This window comes from Bradyrhizobium sp. RDM12, from assembly GCF_051917485.1.
Taxonomy (GTDB): Bacteria; Pseudomonadota; Alphaproteobacteria; order Rhizobiales; family Xanthobacteraceae; genus Bradyrhizobium.
On the sequence record NZ_CM133064.1, the window covers coordinates 2,330,269 to 2,346,659 of the forward strand.

11 protein-coding genes, 1 tRNA gene and 3 pseudogenes are annotated in these 16,391 nt (G+C 64.8%); 11 read left to right on the forward strand and 4 right to left on the reverse strand.

Annotated features, from left to right (window positions below; genetic code table 11):
- Positions 1–173: 173 nt before the first annotated feature.
- The gene (locus ACTGJ9_RS11200) at positions 174–1,181 is read right to left on the reverse strand and encodes an RluA family pseudouridine synthase (RefSeq protein WP_456677108.1); all 1,008 of its coding nucleotides are present in this window, start codon (positions 1,179–1,181) and stop codon (positions 174–176) included.
- Here ACTGJ9_RS11200 and ACTGJ9_RS11205 point away from each other — a divergent pair.
- Complete coding sequence (locus tag ACTGJ9_RS11205) at positions 1,180–1,524, forward strand: hypothetical protein (protein WP_456677109.1); 345 nt, start codon at positions 1,180–1,182, stop codon at positions 1,522–1,524. The two genes, ACTGJ9_RS11200 and ACTGJ9_RS11205, sit on opposite strands and share 2 nt — an antisense overlap.
- A gap of 57 nt (positions 1,525–1,581) precedes the next feature.
- A tRNA-Glu gene (locus ACTGJ9_RS11210) sits at positions 1,582–1,656 on the forward strand.
- Between the two features lie 92 nt (positions 1,657–1,748).
- On the opposite strand, the gene ACTGJ9_RS11215 is transcribed toward ACTGJ9_RS11210, so the two are convergent.
- Positions 1,749–2,702, reverse strand: a complete 954-nt coding sequence (locus tag ACTGJ9_RS11215; RefSeq protein ID WP_456677110.1) for an alpha/beta hydrolase — start codon at positions 2,700–2,702, stop codon at positions 1,749–1,751.
- 347 nt (positions 2,703–3,049) lie between these two features.
- Between ACTGJ9_RS11215 and ACTGJ9_RS11220 the strand changes: the two genes are divergently transcribed.
- Together ACTGJ9_RS11220 and ACTGJ9_RS11225 are read left to right on the forward strand one after the other, a co-directional pair.
- A complete protein-coding gene (locus ACTGJ9_RS11220) occupies positions 3,050–3,769 on the forward strand; it encodes a hypothetical protein (RefSeq protein WP_456677111.1) in 720 nt (239 codons plus the stop codon).
- A 139-nt stretch (positions 3,770–3,908) separates the two neighbouring features.
- On the forward strand, positions 3,909–4,070 hold the full coding sequence (locus ACTGJ9_RS11225; protein ID WP_456677112.1) for a hypothetical protein: 162 nt from the start codon (positions 3,909–3,911) through the stop codon (positions 4,068–4,070).
- Positions 4,071–4,089: 19 nt separating this feature from the next.
- On the opposite strand, the gene ACTGJ9_RS11230 is transcribed toward ACTGJ9_RS11225, so the two are convergent.
- Complete coding sequence (locus tag ACTGJ9_RS11230) at positions 4,090–4,521, reverse strand: hypothetical protein (RefSeq protein WP_456677113.1); 432 nt, start codon at positions 4,519–4,521, stop codon at positions 4,090–4,092.
- A 329-nt stretch (positions 4,522–4,850) separates the two neighbouring features.
- Here ACTGJ9_RS11230 and ACTGJ9_RS11235 point away from each other — a divergent pair, with 329 nt between their 5' ends.
- Genes ACTGJ9_RS11235 through ACTGJ9_RS11245 form a run of 3 tightly spaced genes read left to right on the forward strand, consistent with a single transcriptional unit; the run spans position 4,851 to position 8,182 of the window.
- Positions 4,851–6,341 carry an amidohydrolase family protein gene (locus ACTGJ9_RS11235; RefSeq protein ID WP_456677114.1) on the forward strand — a complete coding sequence of 497 codons (1,491 nt, stop codon included), beginning with the start codon at positions 4,851–4,853 and terminating at the stop codon, positions 6,339–6,341.
- Between the two features lie 3 nt (positions 6,342–6,344).
- The gene (locus ACTGJ9_RS11240) at positions 6,345–7,274 is read left to right on the forward strand and encodes a CobW family GTP-binding protein (protein ID WP_456677115.1); all 930 of its coding nucleotides are present in this window, start codon (positions 6,345–6,347) and stop codon (positions 7,272–7,274) included.
- A gap of 44 nt (positions 7,275–7,318) precedes the next feature.
- Positions 7,319–8,182 carry an urea carboxylase-associated family protein gene (locus ACTGJ9_RS11245; protein WP_456677116.1) on the forward strand — a complete coding sequence of 288 codons (864 nt, stop codon included), beginning with the start codon at positions 7,319–7,321 and terminating at the stop codon, positions 8,180–8,182.
- Positions 8,183–8,223: 41 nt separating this feature from the next.
- On the opposite strand, the pseudogene ACTGJ9_RS11250 reads toward ACTGJ9_RS11245, so the two are convergent.
- Positions 8,224–8,599: pseudogene (locus ACTGJ9_RS11250) on the reverse strand (tautomerase family protein).
- Between the two features lie 166 nt (positions 8,600–8,765).
- Between ACTGJ9_RS11250 and ACTGJ9_RS11255 the strand changes: the two are divergent.
- The 4 genes and pseudogenes from ACTGJ9_RS11255 to ACTGJ9_RS11270 all read left to right on the forward strand — a co-directional run bounded on the left by ACTGJ9_RS11255 (position 8,766) and on the right by ACTGJ9_RS11270 (position 16,359).
- The gene (locus ACTGJ9_RS11255; protein ID WP_456677117.1) at positions 8,766–9,365 is read left to right on the forward strand and encodes a TetR/AcrR family transcriptional regulator; all 600 of its coding nucleotides are present in this window, start codon (positions 8,766–8,768) and stop codon (positions 9,363–9,365) included.
- 119 nt (positions 9,366–9,484) lie between these two features.
- On the forward strand, positions 9,485–11,167 hold the full coding sequence (locus tag ACTGJ9_RS11260; RefSeq protein ID WP_456677118.1) for a methyl-accepting chemotaxis protein: 1,683 nt from the start codon (positions 9,485–9,487) through the stop codon (positions 11,165–11,167).
- Positions 11,168–11,322: 155 nt separating this feature from the next.
- A pseudogene (locus ACTGJ9_RS11265) lies at positions 11,323–13,043 on the forward strand (AMP-binding protein).
- Between the two features lie 11 nt (positions 13,044–13,054).
- A pseudogene (locus ACTGJ9_RS11270) lies at positions 13,055–16,359 on the forward strand (acetyl-CoA carboxylase family protein).
- The last annotated feature ends 32 nt before the right edge of the window (positions 16,360–16,391 follow it).

Sequence of the window (16,391 nt, forward strand, 5' to 3'; positions counted from 1 at the left end):
GCAGACGACCGCTTGGTTAAAGCCGGTCGTAGCTGCGATGTTCCACGTTGGTCATCTCCAACGCAGGCGCAATATATCCTATTGGGGGGCAAAAAGGGAAGGATTGCTGACGTCACGTCCCCGTGTGGCAGCTATAACTTTTGTAAGGTAACGGTTTTCTCAAACTGCCTGCGTCATAGCGCCGCTTTCAAAGCGCGCTCCAGGAGAAGCAAATCCTCCGGCAGACCCGCCTCCCAGTGAAGAAGTTCTCCGGTCCGGGGGTGCTCCAGGACCAGTAAATAAGCATGCAGGGCCTGCCGCCCAAGCGCCATTAAAGCGCCTTGCGACTCCGGCTCGAGCTGGTTCGCCTTGGTCTTGAAATGCGGGCCATAGACCGCGTCGCCCATCAAGGGGTGGCCGATATGGGCGAGGTGGACGCGGATCTGGTGAGTGCGCCCGGTCTCGAGCTCGCAGGCCAGCAGCCCCGCGATCGGCTTGCCGTCGCGGGCCGCAAAACTCTCGAGCAGCTCCCAATGCGTCACTGCCTCGCGTCCGCCCTGGCGTACCGCCATTTTCTCGCGCGCATGCGGATGGCGGTCGATCGGCGCATCGACCGTGCCGCGTTGCCGGCCCGGCAGCCCCCAGGCGAACGCCTTGTAGCCGCGCCGCATCGGCCCGGTGCGGCCATGGTCGGCGAATTGGGCGGTCAGCGAGGCGTGCGCCAGGTCGTTCTTGGCGATCACCATCAGCCCGGTGGTGTCCTTGTCCAGCCGGTGCACGATGCCGGGCCGACGCACTCCGCCGATGCCCGAGAGCGAAGTGCCGCAATGGGCGATCAGCGCGTTCACCAACGTGCCGGTCTCGTGCCCGGCCGCGGGGTGCACCACTAACCCGCTAGGCTTGTTGATGACGATGATGTCGTCGTCCTCGAACACGATATCGAGGGCGATATCCTCGCCCTTCGGCTCCGGTGGGGCCGCCTCCGGCACGTCGATTATGATCGTATCGCCGGATGCGACGTGATAAGCGGGGTCGCGGACCGCGGAGGCCTTCAGGCTCACCGCGCCCGCTAGAATCAGGGTTTTGAGCCTTGATCGCGACAGGTCGGGAAGGCGCGCTGCCAACACGCGGTCGAGCCGGGTCGAGCCCTCGTCGCCTTCGACCGTGACCTCCAACCTTTGCGCTGAGCCTGAGCTATCCATGACGACGTCTGATACCGCTGTTCCCGAACCGACCTCCGAACAGGCCGCGCTGTTTGCGCGGGTGCGGCGGATGATGCTGATCGCGGGGTTGACCTCGGCGCTGGCCATCTGCGCCGTCCTGATCGCGGTGGGCTACCGCCTTTTCAAGTCGGAGGGAAGGGCGGCTGAGACGCCCAGTGACGTCACCGCCGTCTTACCAAAGGGCGCCAAGATCGTCTCGACCGGGGTCGCCGGCGACCGCCTCGTGGTCACGCTCGAGGTCGGCGGGGTCACCGAGATCCGCACCTTCGATGCCTACACGCTCAAGCCGGCCGGAAAGCTGAAATTTGCCAATGAGCCTTAAAAGGGCGGTTCGGGTCCTTGCGGCGGACAAATTTCGAGGTTATTGGCTAGCCCTCACGCTCCCTTCGTCTAGCGGTTAGGACGCGGCCCTCTCAAGGCTGAAACAGGGGTTCGATTCCCCTAGGGAGCGCCACTTGCGTAGGAGACCGGGCATTCCGTAACCCGGCCGTTTTTCCGGTTGTAGCGGCGACCAGCGTGCCCACGAGCCTTCGGCTCGGCGCTCTCTTATGCGGTCGTGCCGTCGATCGAGCGGCGGATCACCCGCTGCACTTCCGCATTCGACAGAAACAGATCGTGGTTGATGATGCCCCAGCCTTCCTGCGAGGCATCGACCACGCGTACACCGAGCTGCGCGATGGCGGCCTTCTCGGCGGCGCCGACCCTGGTCATTCCCCCTGCGATCTGTCCCGACAGCGCCAGCGCGCGATCGTTCGTCGCGGCGATCACGGTAATCTTTCCGGCAAGCGGACCAATGCGCTGGACCGACGACGAGAACACATCCATGTCGATATCAGGCGCGGCAAACACGACCGCGCCGATCTTGCCCGTGACGGTGTCGCCGTATCGCGCATAGAGTTGACGCAGGCTTTCGAGCGTCAGCATGGTTCCCATGCTGTGCGCAACGATGTGCACGCGGCCAGTGCCTGGCGCCGACACGAGCGCAGAGAGCACGCGTTCGAAATCATCGCGGGACCACATCGCGCTATCGCGGTCGTAGGCATAGTCGAACAGTCCTGCCTTGGAGGGCCAGGAGAACACCATGGTCCGGCCGCGGAACTTGATCCCGTCGGAGAGATGGGCGCCATCTAGCACCGCCGTCTCGAATGTCTGCTTGAAGCCGTGCACATAGATCAGCACGTCTCCTCCGCCGGCCTGCGCAACGAGATCGCCAACGTCGATCGACACCGGTTCGACCCGGTCAAGGCGCCAATCGCCAATTCCGACCGACGCGAGAGAAAGACGGCCCTCGTCCGGCGCCACCAGCTTCGCCCGCGCGACTGTCATGGTCGTGGCGCGCTCCGGCCCGAACCAGGGTTTCGTGCGACCGCCGTTCACGGGCTTGCGCGTGGTGGTGACAAGCAATGTGGGGTCAACCGAGAGGGACGACGCGTCGAAGCGCGCGCCGGTCGCACTCAGGCCGGCGCATCCGCCGAGCGCAAGGGCACTTCCTGCCGACAAAATTCCGCCGAGCAGAGCCCGGCGCGAAACAGAATGACGGGAGTCGCGTTGCAGAATACCTCTGACGATCACACGGAACCTTTGGAACTTTGCCCACCGTAGCGCTACCCCGTCTAGCTCCCTGAATGACAATGGGGGCGAGAAGACGGCGGGAGCAGCTTCGCTTGGCGATCGCCGTGCAAGCGGGGTTGGTGGCAGTGGCTGACCGAGTACGATCGGCTCGGAAAATTTCCTCTTGAAATTCCCGATCATCAGCCGTTGAATCCCGGTGAGATACGTATGGCAAGGCTTTGGTATCTCGTCTTTCTCGGAATGGCCGCTGGTCGTGGTTCGCAGCTGATATCACCATGAGCCGGAAGAATAAGGTTCCACTTTCTGATCGCGTTGTCAGAGCGGCCGAAGCCGCGCTTGCCGCTCGGCAGTTTGCGAGTGCCATCGATATTCTCGTCGGGATCGGATGGCTTGACCCTGGAGCGGCGGAGCGTTGGCGCCGTGGCCAGATCGACTGTCTTGAGGAGGCTATCCCGACCGATCCCGCGCGCGTCTTGGAAGCCATGCGGCTGTTCCGGTCCTGGGCGACCGCGCAAGGACTGCTTGCAAACCCGACGGAATATGTCGCGCGTACACCGCGTCGCGAACCGCTCCGATTCAGCCGCAGCGATGATCCAGCTCTCGAGGAGTCATACCGCACACATTGGGTGTCGCCGGAGCTTTCCGAGAAGAAGCGCGAGCGACTGGCGGAAAAGGTGAGCCGTGCCCCGGAACTGGTCGTTGTTCAACCGTTGAAGGCGGACTGGACATGCCATCGGTGCGGCGGCACCGGCGATCTCCTGATGATGGAGACTCCAGGCCCGGCATGCTTGCGCTGCGCTGGCCTCGACGATCTCGAATTTCTTCCTGCGGGCGAGGCTCTGCTGACCCGGCGCGCCAAGGCGAGGAGCACCCGATATGCCGTCGTCGTACGCTTCAGCAAGACCCGCCGCCGCTACGAACGACAGGGGCTACTGGTCGAGCCTCAGGCCGCAGCGGATGCGGCCCGACCAACACCTGCGGCCGGACACGGCTGATGGCCGGCAGCACTCTGCGTCCCCGCTTCGCCCGTCGGGTGAGCCCGTAGCATTGGCGATCAATCTCAGAGCCGACAACAGTTCAGCCGGGGAGATCGAGCGGCTGTGAGATCACGTCGCTGCGTTCGAAGCCCAGCCGTTGATGCGTGCGCTCGGCTACCGTCCGCATCTTACATTTGCGATCTACGATGCGGCTGCGATCGAGGAGAAAGCCGCATGGGGCGCGATGCGGGCCGCTGTCGCCGACGAGGCGCAATTGCGCATCGAGTTCAAACGACTTCGTTGGTTCGAAGGCGCGTGATGCGATCGGGAGCGCCGGATCAGCCGGCGATTTCGATCGAATGTCGCGCGCACCATTCGCGCAAGGCCCGCTCGGTGGCTTTCGCCTCGAAGGAATGCCAGCGATCGAGCGCACCTCGTCTGGCGAGCAGGGCCTTGAATTTGTGGTAGGCGCCGCGCTTGTTGAAGAAATAGCGCGCCTCGTCAAAATCGTCGGGCAGGAACTCTCGGGCGAACTCGAGGACGAGCGGCTCGCCAAGGTCGAGATCGCGCTTGTCCGGCAGCGCGACGTATTTTCGGCCGTCTTCAATGTCCTCCGGCAGTTCGTCGAGCAACTCTGCGGTGTCCGGAAAATCAGTTTGATAGTGAATTGTCCCGGTCCGCTTGCAGACGAAGGCGCGAAACTCTCCCATGTCGCCGCCGGTATTGGCGAACTCGAAAGCTTCGGCGATCTCGTCGAACTTCACCGGCATGGGTCCTTCCAACTCTATCGGTCTCAAATCGCTTCGCAGGACGCGCTGCTCCGCAACAATCTGCGCTTAGGCTATTGGCTCGCCGAATGCTTCGCAAGATCCTGGTCCGACGCCATTTTAGGCCTCCTACGGTCAAGCAAGCGCACGTCTGCGATCGCTGTGAACCGACCTCCCGTGCGAGCATGAGACATCGGCATCGGTGGAGGTGGTCGCTGGCGCGAAAATCTGCCTTGATGCGAGTGGAGCCGGCGCGACGCGGCCGGCCTCAGCCTCCGAAGCTGCTGCCGGGCCTTCGCAGGTTCTGGCATTCTGCTTTCGGGAGTGACGGTATGAGCGGTTTGGTGATCTCTGGCGGCCGGGTCGTGGATCCGGCGAGCGGAATGGACGGCATCGGCGACGTGGCGGTGGTGGACGGCAAGATCGCCGCCGTCGGCTCCGCGCTCGGCGGCGCCGAGCGGGTGATCGATGCGACCGGGCTCGTGGTCGCGCCTGGCTTCATCGATTTGCACGCCCATGGCCAGTCGATCCCGGCCGATCGCATGCAGGCGTTCGACGGCGTGACGACGACGCTCGATCTCGAGGCCGGCGTGCTTCCGGTGGGGTCCTGGTATGAGCGTCAGGCCCGGAAGGGCCGTGTGCTGAACTATGGCGCCGCCACCAACTGGGCGTTTGCGCGCATCGGCGCGATGACGGGCTCGAATGCGGAGAGCTCGCTGGAGGCGTTCGGCAACGCGATGCGCGATCGCCGCTGGATGGACAACGTCGCGACCGATGCGGAGGTCGCCGGCATTCTGGAACGTCTTGCGCGCGGCCTGAACGAGGGCGGTATCGGCATCGGCATCCTGAATGCCTATGCGCCGGGCGCCGGCGTGCAGGAGCTGACCGCGGTGTGCCAGCTCGCGGCCAAGCAGGACGTGCCGACCTTCACCCACGTGGCCTACATGTCGCGCATCGACCCCGAAAGCGCGGCGGAGGCCTATATCCGCTTGATCGGCTATGCCGGCGCCACCGGCGCGCACATGCACATCTGCCATTTCAATTCGTCGAGCAAGACCGACATCGAACGCTGCCGCGTGCTGATCGAGAAGGCGCAGGCGCAGGGCCTTCCCATCACGGTCGAGGCTTACCCCTACGGCACCGGCTCGACGGTGCTGGCGGCGGCCTTCTTCAGCGATCCCCAGTTCGTCGAGCGCAACGGCACCGGCTACGATTCCGTGCAGCGCGTGACCGACGGCTACCGCTTCCACGATCGCGAGGAACTGCTGAAGGCGCAGGCCGAGGAGCCGTCCTTGCTCGTGCTCTGGCACATCCTCGACACCGAAAGCAATGCGCATCACCGCGATCTGCTCGACATGTCGGTGCTCTATCCCGGCGGCGCAATTGCCTCCGACGCGATGCCGTGGACGACGTCCGACGGCAAGACCTACACCGGCGATGCCTGGCCGCTGCCCGATGACGCCACCTCGCATCCGCGCTCGGCCGGCTGTTTCACAAAATTCATCCGCGAATGGGTGCGCGAGCGCAAGACCGTGTCGCTGCTCGAAGGCGTGCGCAAATGCGCTCTGATCCCTGCGGACATCCTGTCGCAAAGCACGCCCGCGATGCGCTCCAAGGGCAGGCTCACGAAGGATGCCGATGCCGACATCGTCGTGTTCGACTACGAGAAGCTCTCGGACCGCGCGACATTCAGCGCGATGAACCGTCCGTCCGAAGGCGTCCGCCATCTCGTCGTCAGCGGCCAGCCGCTGATCACCGACGGCGTGCTCGACGTCGCGGCACGGCCCGGTCGTCCCGTGCGCCGTCCCGTCGTCGGAGGCTGACCCATGCCGGTCCCCGTTCTCCTGGTGACGGGTTTCCTGGGGGCGGGCAAGACCACGGTCGTCAACCATCTGCTGGCAAACGCGGACGGACGGCGGATCGCCGCAATCGTCAACGATTTCGGCGCGATCAACATCGATGCGGAGCTGATCGCGGGCGCGAGCGATGGCGTGGTCAGCCTTGCCAATGGCTGCATCTGCTGTTCGCTCGAAGGCGATTTGCTGCGCACGCTCTCGACGCTGCTGCGGCGTGATCCGAAGCCCGAGTACATCGTCATCGAAACCAGCGGCGTCGCCGATCCCGCCGACATCGTGCGCAATCTGCTGGACCCCGTGATCCTGCGCGAGGCACCGCTGGAGACGGTGCTTTGCGTGATGGACGCGGCAACGCCGCCGGCTGCCCTCGACGATGCGCTGATGCGGTCGCAGTTGCGCGTCGCTGACATCGTGGCGTTGAGCAAGCTCGACCTGGCGGACGATGAGGCGGGGCAGCGGATGCGCGAGGCTGTCCGCGCGCTACGCTCACCTGCCGTGGTGGTCGACGCGCGGCATGGTGAAATTCCCGCGGCCTTATTGTTTCCCGCGGTCGTCGATCGCGCGCCCGCACGGCGCGAGCCGGGGCCGAAACGGCCGGCGGAAGAACGCTTCGAGACGCTGAGCTGGATCTCGGATCATCCAATCTCGCTACCGCGCTTGCAGCAGGCGATCGGCAAGCTGGCACCGAAGCTCGCGCGCGCGAAAGGCCTGTTCGAGACCATCGAGCAGCCCGGACGTCTGATGGTGTTTCAATTCGCCGGTGGCCGCGCGACGTTGGCGCCGGGCGATGCGCCGACGCCAGGCGTGCCGCGCGCACGGATCGTCTTCATCGCCGAACTCGGGGTGCTATCGAAGGCCGAGCTCGACGGGATCATGGAGGGGTGCGTTGCGAGCGGGTGAGGTGAGGCGATAGGATGGATTGCAGTCACAGGGACAAGCTTGGCATGTCGCCCAAAATCGCACCCGCAGACGCCGCTTCGCGTCGTGCCGCCAAACCGACGATCGTCTATCCCGCGGGCACCATGCCCGGGCCCGACATGGCCGTGCTCGAGCAAGCTCGCAGCACGATGGTCAAGACGCACGAGCTCACCGTGCCGCCTCGCGACGCCAGGACATTCCGCGTGGCGCGCGGCCAGTTCTTCCGCGTCGTCAGCATCGAAGGCCCTCAGGTCGGCGACCTCAATCTCTGGAACGCGGACGATCTCTCCGAGCGTTTCTTCAGTGGCAAGACGCGGGCGCTTCATGGCACGCATGTCGGCGCCGGCGACCGGCTCTGGAGCAACATGCCCTATCTTCGGCCGATGGCGACCATCAGCCACGACACGCTCGGCTGGTATGGTTTCGATGAGGACGGCGCCGGCATTCACGATGTCATCGGCACCCGCTGCGATCCCTACACCAACCTGATGCTCAACGGCGGCAGCTATGATTTCTGCTGCCATTCCAACCTGTCCCGCGCGCTTGCCGCCGAGCTGGCGATGGAGCCACGCGCGGTCGAGCATCACGTCCACGACGTGCTCAACGTCTTCATGTGCACCGGCTTCACCAGGGACACACACCAATATTTCATGAAGGCAAGTCCGGTCCGTCCCGGCGACTTCATCGAGTTCTTCGCGGAGATCGATCTGCTCGGCGCGTTGTCAGCCTGTCCCGGTGGAGACTGTAGCGCAACCCATTCGAGCGACGCTGCGGCATGCCACCCGCTCAAGATCGAGATCTTTGAGCCGGATCGAGCGATGTTGGAGGGCCGGAGCTGGCCGTCGCCAAGTGGGTATCACCGCGGCCACGGTGCGGATGCGCAAAGCTGAGCCTCAGTCCATCTCACTCCCGCTCCGGATCGGCCGGCCTGTCAGGCGAATTGCGCCAGCCCGTGGCCGACGGACCAGTTCTCCGCGGGGGCATCGAGCACGTTCACGAATACGTCCTCGGGGCGGATGCCAGGGTCGTCGCCGAGCAGGTCGGCGATCCGGCGGTACAGCGCTTTCTTCTGCTCAGAAGTACGCGAAGCGAACACGGTGATCTGGATCAACACGGCGTCATCGCTGCGCTTGACGCCGTAGGCATTGCCGCAGCGGAAGTTTGCAGGCGAGTTCGCTGATGGTCATGAACTCGTCGCCTTCGGGCACGTTCAGCGCCTCGCGCATCGCGCGGTAGAGGCCGTCGAGGATCGCCTGCCGGTAGGCTTCGGGCTTGCCGGCGCGCATCGAAATGTGAAGGAGAGGCATCAGTTAGTCCCTCTGCATGCGAACCCGATCGGCCGGGCCCAATTCAAGCGCCGGCCGTCCGGCCCATTGACGAAACGGGCTATCAATCCCGGCGAGTTTTTGACACGATGTCTAGAAAGCATGTTTTTGACGCCGCGTCAAATACACCGCCGAAGGAGAGCATGATTTGAGACCGCGCGAATTCGATCACGAGGACGTCCTGCGCATCGCGTTCGACCAGTTCTGGCGTAAGGGCGTGCGCGGCACCTCGCTCTCCGACATCGCGCGCGATGCCGGCGTTCAGCGTGGCAGCCTCTACAATGCGTTCGGCAGCAAGGAGGCGTTGTTTCTCCAGGCCTATGAGCGCTACGCCGGCGACTATCTCCTCGCCCTGCAGAAGGCACTCGGCGCCGGCTCATTGCGTAAACGCCTCATCGCGTTTTTCGACCTGACCATCACCAATTTCCGGTCCGGCTCGCCGCCGCGCGGATGTCCGACCACGCGCGGGCTGATGGAGCTCGGCGCCGCCGAAGGAGAGGGGCTCGACGAAGGCGCTCGGACAGCTTTTGCCAACCTGGTGTCTGGCATCACCAGTTTGGTTGAGGACACATTGTCGGCGGGCGCCGAGCGCGGCGAGTTCAGGGGCAACCCGGCGGCTGCAGCGCTGCACATTGTCACGGTCACGCGCGGTCTTGCCGTGCTTGAACGCGCCTTCGGCGACGAGCCCCAACTGCGCAAGATCGCGGCCCACACCATCGACCTCGTGCTCGGCAAGGGCGCCCGGTAAGGCTCAGCAGAATGCCAGATCGAGCGGCGGTGCTGTTGCGGGAACCCGAATGCTTAAAGCTTTGCTAAGGGGAGCGAGATAAATTGGCATATCAGCCCCGCCAATTTTTGCGAGCACCGATGATCTTCTCCCGCATCAGTTCCAAGCTGGTTCTCATTGTCGGCATCAGCCTCCTCGGCATGATCGCGCTGGCGCCGATCGCGCTCTCGACGCTGCGCAGCCAGATGATAGCCGATCGCCAGGCCAAGACGCAGCACATGGTCGATGTCGGCTACGGCATCCTCGCGCATTACCAGAAGCTAGAGAGCGACGGAAAACTCACGCGCGAGCAGGCGCAGGCCGCCGCGATGGCCGAAATCAAGAGCCTGCGCTACGACAAGGTCGAGTATTTCTGGGTCAACGACATGACTCCCAGGATGATCATGCATCCGATCAAGCCCGAGCTTGACGGCAAGGATCTCGCCGGAATGAAGGATCCCTCCGGCAACGCGCTGTTCGTCGGCTTCGTCGATGTTGTCAAGAAACAAGGTGCGGGCTTCTACAGCTATCTCTGGCCGAAGCCCGGCTTCGACCAGCCCGTTGCCAAGATTTCCTATGTAAAGGGGTTTGCGCCCTGGGGCTGGATCATCGGCACCGGCATCTATCTCGACGACGTCGACGCCGTCTTCCGCCAGGATGCGATGACGTTCGGCCTGGTGTGCCTCGTAGTGTTCGTGCTCGTGCTCGGCGCCTCGTTCGTGATCGGCCGCAGCGTGACCCGGCCGCTGGCGAAAATCACCGACCTGACCGAACGCCTTGCGGCCGGCGACGGCGCCTTCGAGGTGCCCTATACCGACCGCAGCGACGAGCTCGGTGGGCTCGCCAAGGCGCTCTCCGTGTTCAAGGACAACGCGTCGGCGGTCGGCCGGATGCATGCCGAGCAGCAGGAGACCAAGCTGCGGGCCGACGACGAGAAGCGCAAGACGATGACCGATCTCGCCGGCAAGTTCGAGGCGAGCGTCCAGGCCGTCGTCCGCGACGTCTTCAACGAGGCGCGGGCGATGCAGCAGGCTGCGCAAGGCATGTCGGAGACCGCGAACAAGGCGACCGACCGCGCGAGCTTCGTCGCCACGGCCTGTCAGCAGGCCTCCAGCAATGTGCAGACGGTGGCATCGGCCGCGGGCCAGCTGTCGGCCTCGATCACCGAGATCAGCCAGCGCGTCGCGCAGGCCGCGTCCGTGGCCGACAAGGCGGCGGCCGATGGTCAGCGCACCAACGACACCGTGCAGGGTCTGGCCGCGGCCGCACACAAGATCGGCGAGGTCATCGACCTCATCAACCAGATCGCCTCGCAGACCAATCTGCTCGCGCTCAATGCCACAATCGAAGCCGCGCGCGCGGGTGAGGCCGGTAGAGGATTTGCCGTGGTCGCGAGCGAAGTGAAGTCGCTAGCGAGTCAGACCGCGAAGGCGACCGACGAGATCGGCGCGCAGATCACTGCGATCCAGGCCGAGACCAACCAGGTCGTCGGCAACATCGAGAGCATCCGCGCCACCATCATGGAGGTCAACGAGATATCCTCGTCGATCGCAGCCGCCGTCGAAGAACAGGGCGCCGCGACGCAGGCCATTGCCCACAGCGTGCAGGAGGCGGCCTCAGGCACCGACCAGGTCTCGCAAAACATCTCCGGCGTCACCGATGCGACGGCGGAGACCGGCCAGGCCGCGGGCCGCGTGCTGCAGTCGAGCGGACGCCTGACCGAGAAGCTGCAGTCGCTGGAGAACGAGGTCAGCGCCTTCGTTGCGGGCGTGCGGGCGGCCTGACGCGCGCGCCTGCTCGACGTTTTTCCGCGTCACGGCATCGCCCGTGATGCGGACGAACTGTTTGTCTTGACATGACGTTCGCTGTGCTCGACGTGTAATGACGTCGGTCGAAGGCATATCTGTGCCCGAAAAGAAAAGCACACGGGAAGGACGTCATGAGCGCAGGCCTCAGCGAAAAGGACTACCTCGCCACCTTGCAGGGCTTGTGGGAGAAGGCCTGGCCCAAGGGCATGCCGCGCTCGCCGAACTATCTGCATGGCGAAGTTCCGCTGACGGAATATCTGCGCGCCTGGGCGAAGCAGAGTCCCGCGCGGGCTGCGGTGATCTTCTACGGGCACGTCACGACCTATGCGGACCTCGACCAGCAGAGCGACCGCTTTGCGGCGCTGTTGCAGGCCAAGGGCGTGCGCAAGGGCGATCGCGTCGCCGTCTTCCTGCCGAACTGTCCGCAATTCCACATCGTGTTCTTCGGCGTTCTGAAGCTCGGCGCGGTCCACGTTCCCGTGAGCCCGCTGTCGCGCGCGTTCGAACTGTCCTACGAGCTCAACGACACCAAGGCCGAGGTGATCGTGGCCCTCGACCAGCTGATCCCGGTCGTCGAACAGGTAAGGGCTGAGGTGAGCCTGCGCGAGATCATCGTCACGAGCTTCGCCGATGTCGTGCCGGCAGCACCCGCGTTTCCGACGCCGGACTCGATCCGCACGCCGCGTGTCGCGATCTCGGGCGCGACCGATCTGCTGCCCGCGCTCGCCGCAATGCCCGCGCCACCGCCGTTGCCGCAGCCCGGCCTCGATGAGGTCGCGGCACTCAACTACACCGGCGGCACCACCGGCATGCCCAAGGGCTGCGTCCATACCCATCGCGACATGGTCTACACGGCCGCCGCCAATTACGGCATCTCGGTGCTGTCGGACGAGAGCAGCGTGTTCCTGTCGTTCTTTCCCGAATTCTGGATTGCCGGCGAGAATTTCGGCCTGATCTTCCCGCTGTTCTCCGGCGGGACATTGATCCTGCTGGCGCGCTGGGACGCCGTCGGCGCGATGGCCGCGATCGACAAGTACAAGGTCACCATCACCGCGATGCCGGTCGATGGCGCGGTCGAGCTGATGGATCATCCGCGCTGGAGCGAGTTCGACCTGTCGTCGCTGAAGCAGGTCCGCGTGGTGTCCTTTGTCAAGAAGCTCAACGCCGATTATCGCAAGCGTTGGAAGGAGCTCACCGGCACGCTCCTGATGGAGGCGGCCTGGGGTATGACGGAGACCCACACCTCCAACACTTTCACATCGGGCTTCCAGGATGACGATTTCGATCTCAACAATCAGCCGATCTTCGTCGGACTGCCGGTCCCCGGCGCCGAGTTCAAGATCACCGATTTCGAGACCGGCGAATTGCTGCCGCTCGGCGCGGAAGGCGAGATCCGCGTGCGAACGCCGTCGCTGCTCAAGAGCTACTGGAATAAGCCGAGGCAACCGCGGAGTCGCTGATCGACGGCTGGCTGCGCACCGGCGACATCGGCACCATCGACAAGGATGGCTTTCTGCACTTCCTCGGTCGCCGCAAGGAGATGCTGAAGGTCAAGGGCATGAGCGTGTTTCCGCCGGAGATTGAGGCAGTGCTGGGGCAGCATCCGAAGGTATTAGGCTCGGGCGTGGTCGGGCGCGACGACCCCGACAAGGGGCAGGTGCCGGTGGCCTATGTCCAGCTCAAGCCGGAGGCGGTTGGCGCCATCTCCGCCGAGGACTTGCGCGCCTGGTGCGCCGAGCGCATGGCCGTCTACAAGGTCCCGGAGGTGCGCATCATCGCCGCGCTGCCTTTGACGGCCACGGGCAAAGTGAAAAAGCAGGACCTCAACCCGAACCAGGCTGCTGCAGTGTGAGTGAGAGACCGATGTCGTTCAAGAAGCTCCTGATCGCCAATCGCGGCGAGATCGCCATCCGCATTGCGCGCGCAGCGGCCGATGCCGGCATTGCCACGGTCGCGATCCACCCCGTGGATGACGCGCTGTCGCTGCATGTGCGCGTGGCCGACGACGCCGTGGAGATTTCCGGCCGCGGTGCACGGGCCTATCTCGATATCGAGGCCATGGTGAAGGCGGCGACGAGCGCCGGCTGCGATGCCGTGCATCCCGGCTATGGTTTTCTGAGCGAGAATGCCGCGTTCGCCAAGGCCTGCGCTGACGCCGGCATTGTCTTTGTCGGACCCAAGCCGGCAGCGCTCGAACTGTTCGGCGACAAGGTCGCGGCACGGCAATTGGCAAAACGCTGCGGTGTGCCGATCATTGCCGGCACTAGCGGCCCGTCATCGCTCGACGAGATCAGGGCGTTCTTCGCCTCGCTCGGCAGCAACGCGGCAATTGTGATCAAGGCGATGGCCGGCGGCGGCGGTCGCGGCATGCGTGTTGTCGAGAACGCAGCCGATCTCGCGGAAGCCTATGCGCGCTGCCAGTCCGAGGCCAAGGCAGCGTTCGGCTTCGACGGTGTGTATGCCGAGCGCTTGATCCGGCAAGCGCGCCATATCGAGGTACAGATCGTCGGCGACCGCCACGGCGCGATCTCGCATCTCTGGGAGCGCGAGTGTACCGTTCAGCGCCGGCACCAGAAGTTGATCGAGGTTGCGCCGAGCCCCTCGCTGAGCGAGATCTTGCGCGGTCGCATCATCGAGGCGGCGAAGCAGCTCGCGGCTGCGGCGTCGTATGACAATCTCGGCACCTTCGAGTTCCTGGTCGACGGCACGGCCGAGGACAGCTTTGCCTTCATCGAGGCCAATCCGCGGCTCCAGGTCGAGCATACCGTGACGGAGGAGGTGCTCGGCCTCGACCTCGTTCGCGCCCAGCTCGCGATTGCTGCAGGCAGCACATTGGCCTCGCTCGGTCTGGACCAGGGCGCGATTCCTAAGCCGCGCGGCTATGCCATGCAGCTCCGAGTCAACATGGAGACGCTGGACGAAACAGGCGCGACGCATCCGACCGGAGGGGTACTCGCCGTGTTCGAGCCGCCGTCGGGGCCCGGCGTCCGCGTCGATAGTTTTGGCTATGCCGGCTACAAGACCAGCGCGGCGTTCGACTCCCTGCTGGCCAAGGTCATCGTGCATACGCCGGGCGAAGCCTGGCATGACGTCGTGGCAAAAGCCTCGCGCGCTTTGCGTGAATTCCGGATCGACGGCATCGTCACCAACATCGCGTTCCTCCAGGCGGTGCTGGCGCATCCGGATTTCCGGACCAATCGCATTGCGACCGACTTCATCGATCGGAATATCGCAAAGCTGGTCGAGGCGGCCGATGGCGCAGCCAAGCCGCTCTATTTTGCTGCGGCTGAGGGAGGCGGCGCTCATGCCGCCGAGACTCTCGTCGCGCAGATCGTGCCTGAGGGTACGGTGATGGTTGCTGCGCCCCTGCAAGGCACCATCGTCACGATCCAGGTGAAGGAAGGCGAGATTGTGCGCCCCGGCCAGCAGCTCGCCGTGATCGAGTCCATGAAGATGGAGCATCTGGTGATGGCCGAGCAGGGCGGCCGCGTCATGAAGCTCGCGGCCGGCGAGGGCGTCACGCTGCTGCATGGCGAGCCGATCCTCTATCTCGAGCCGCTCGACGTCGCCGCGGACGCGTCGGCTGTCGAAACCGACATCGATCTCGATCACATCCGCCCGGATCTGGCCGAGCTGATCGCGCGCCACGCCAACACGCTCGATGCGAACCGACCGGCCTCGGTCGAACGCCGTCGCAACACCAATCAGCGCACCGTGCGCGAGAACGTCGCGCAGCTCGTCGACGACGGCTCGTTCATGGAATATGGCAGCCTCGCCATTGCCGCCCAGCGGCGTCGCCGCAAGCTCGACGACCTCATCAAGAACACCCCGGCCGACGGCCTCGTGATGGGCGTTGCCACAGTCAACGCCGAAAAGTTCGGCCCCGATGCCGCGCGCTGCATTGTCGTGGCCTATGACTACACGGTGCTCGCGGGCACGCAGGGCCATATGAACCACAAGAAGATCGACCGCATGCTCACGCTGGCGGAAGACTGGCGCGTGCCGCTGGTATTCTACGCCGAAGGCGGCGGCGGCCGGCCCGGCGACACCGACCGGCTCGGCATGACCGGTCTCGACGGTCCATCGTTCGTGCAGTTCGCAAGGCTCTCCGGTCTCGTGCCTGTGATCGGCGTGGTCTCCGGCTATTGCTTCGCCGGCAACGCCGCGATGCTCGGCTGCTGTGATGTCATCATCGCCACCAAGAACGCCTCGATCGGCATGGGGGCCCCGCGATGATCGAGGGCGGCGGGCTCGGCGTCTATCACCCGGCGGAGGTCGGTCCGGTCTCGTTCCAGGCGCCGAACGGCGTCATCGACATCGTGGTTGAGGACGAGGAGGAGGCGACGTCCGTCGCGCAAAAGTACCTGTCCTACTTCCAGGGCGCGGTAACGGAGTGGCAGGCGGCCGACCAGCGCCTGCTCCGCCGTGCCATTCCCGAGAACCGCTTGCGCGTCTACGACATCCGCAGCGTGATCGAACTCGTCGCGGACAAGGACAGCGTGCTGGAGCTGCGCCGCGACTACGGAGTCGGCATGATCACGGTGCTGATCCGCATCGAAGGAAAGCCGTTCGGCCTGATCGCCAACAACCCGCGCCATCTCGGCGGCGCGATCGATGCCGATGCCGGCGACAAGGCCGCGCGCTTCCTCCAGCTCTGCGATGCCTTCGATCTGCCGATCGTTTCGCTCTGCGACACGCCCGGCTTCATGGTGGGCCCGGAAGCCGAGAAGACCGCGATCGTGCGCCACGTCTCGCGCATGTTCGTGACGGGCGCGAGCCTGACCGTGCCCTTGTTCGGCATCGTGCTGCGCAAGGGCTATGGCCTCGGCGCGCAGTCGATGATCGGCGGCGGCTTCCACGCCTCCTTCTTCACGGCGGCCTGGCCGACCGGCGAGTTCGGCGGCATGGGGCTGGAGGGCTATGTCCGCCTTGGCTTCCGCAAGGAGATGGAGGCGATCGCCGACCCCGAAGAGCGCGAGACCTATTATCGCAACAAGGTTGCGGAGCTCTATGCCAACGGCAAGGCGGTCTCGATCGCCTCGGTGTTCGAGATCGACAACGTGATCGACCCCGCCGAGACGCGGCGCTGGATCATGGCCGGGCTGCGCTCGGTGCCAAAGCCGCCGGTGCGAACGGAGAAGAAGCGGCCGTGCATTGACACGTGGTGAGCGCAGTGCAGCAACAGCCTGCGTCCCGGTTC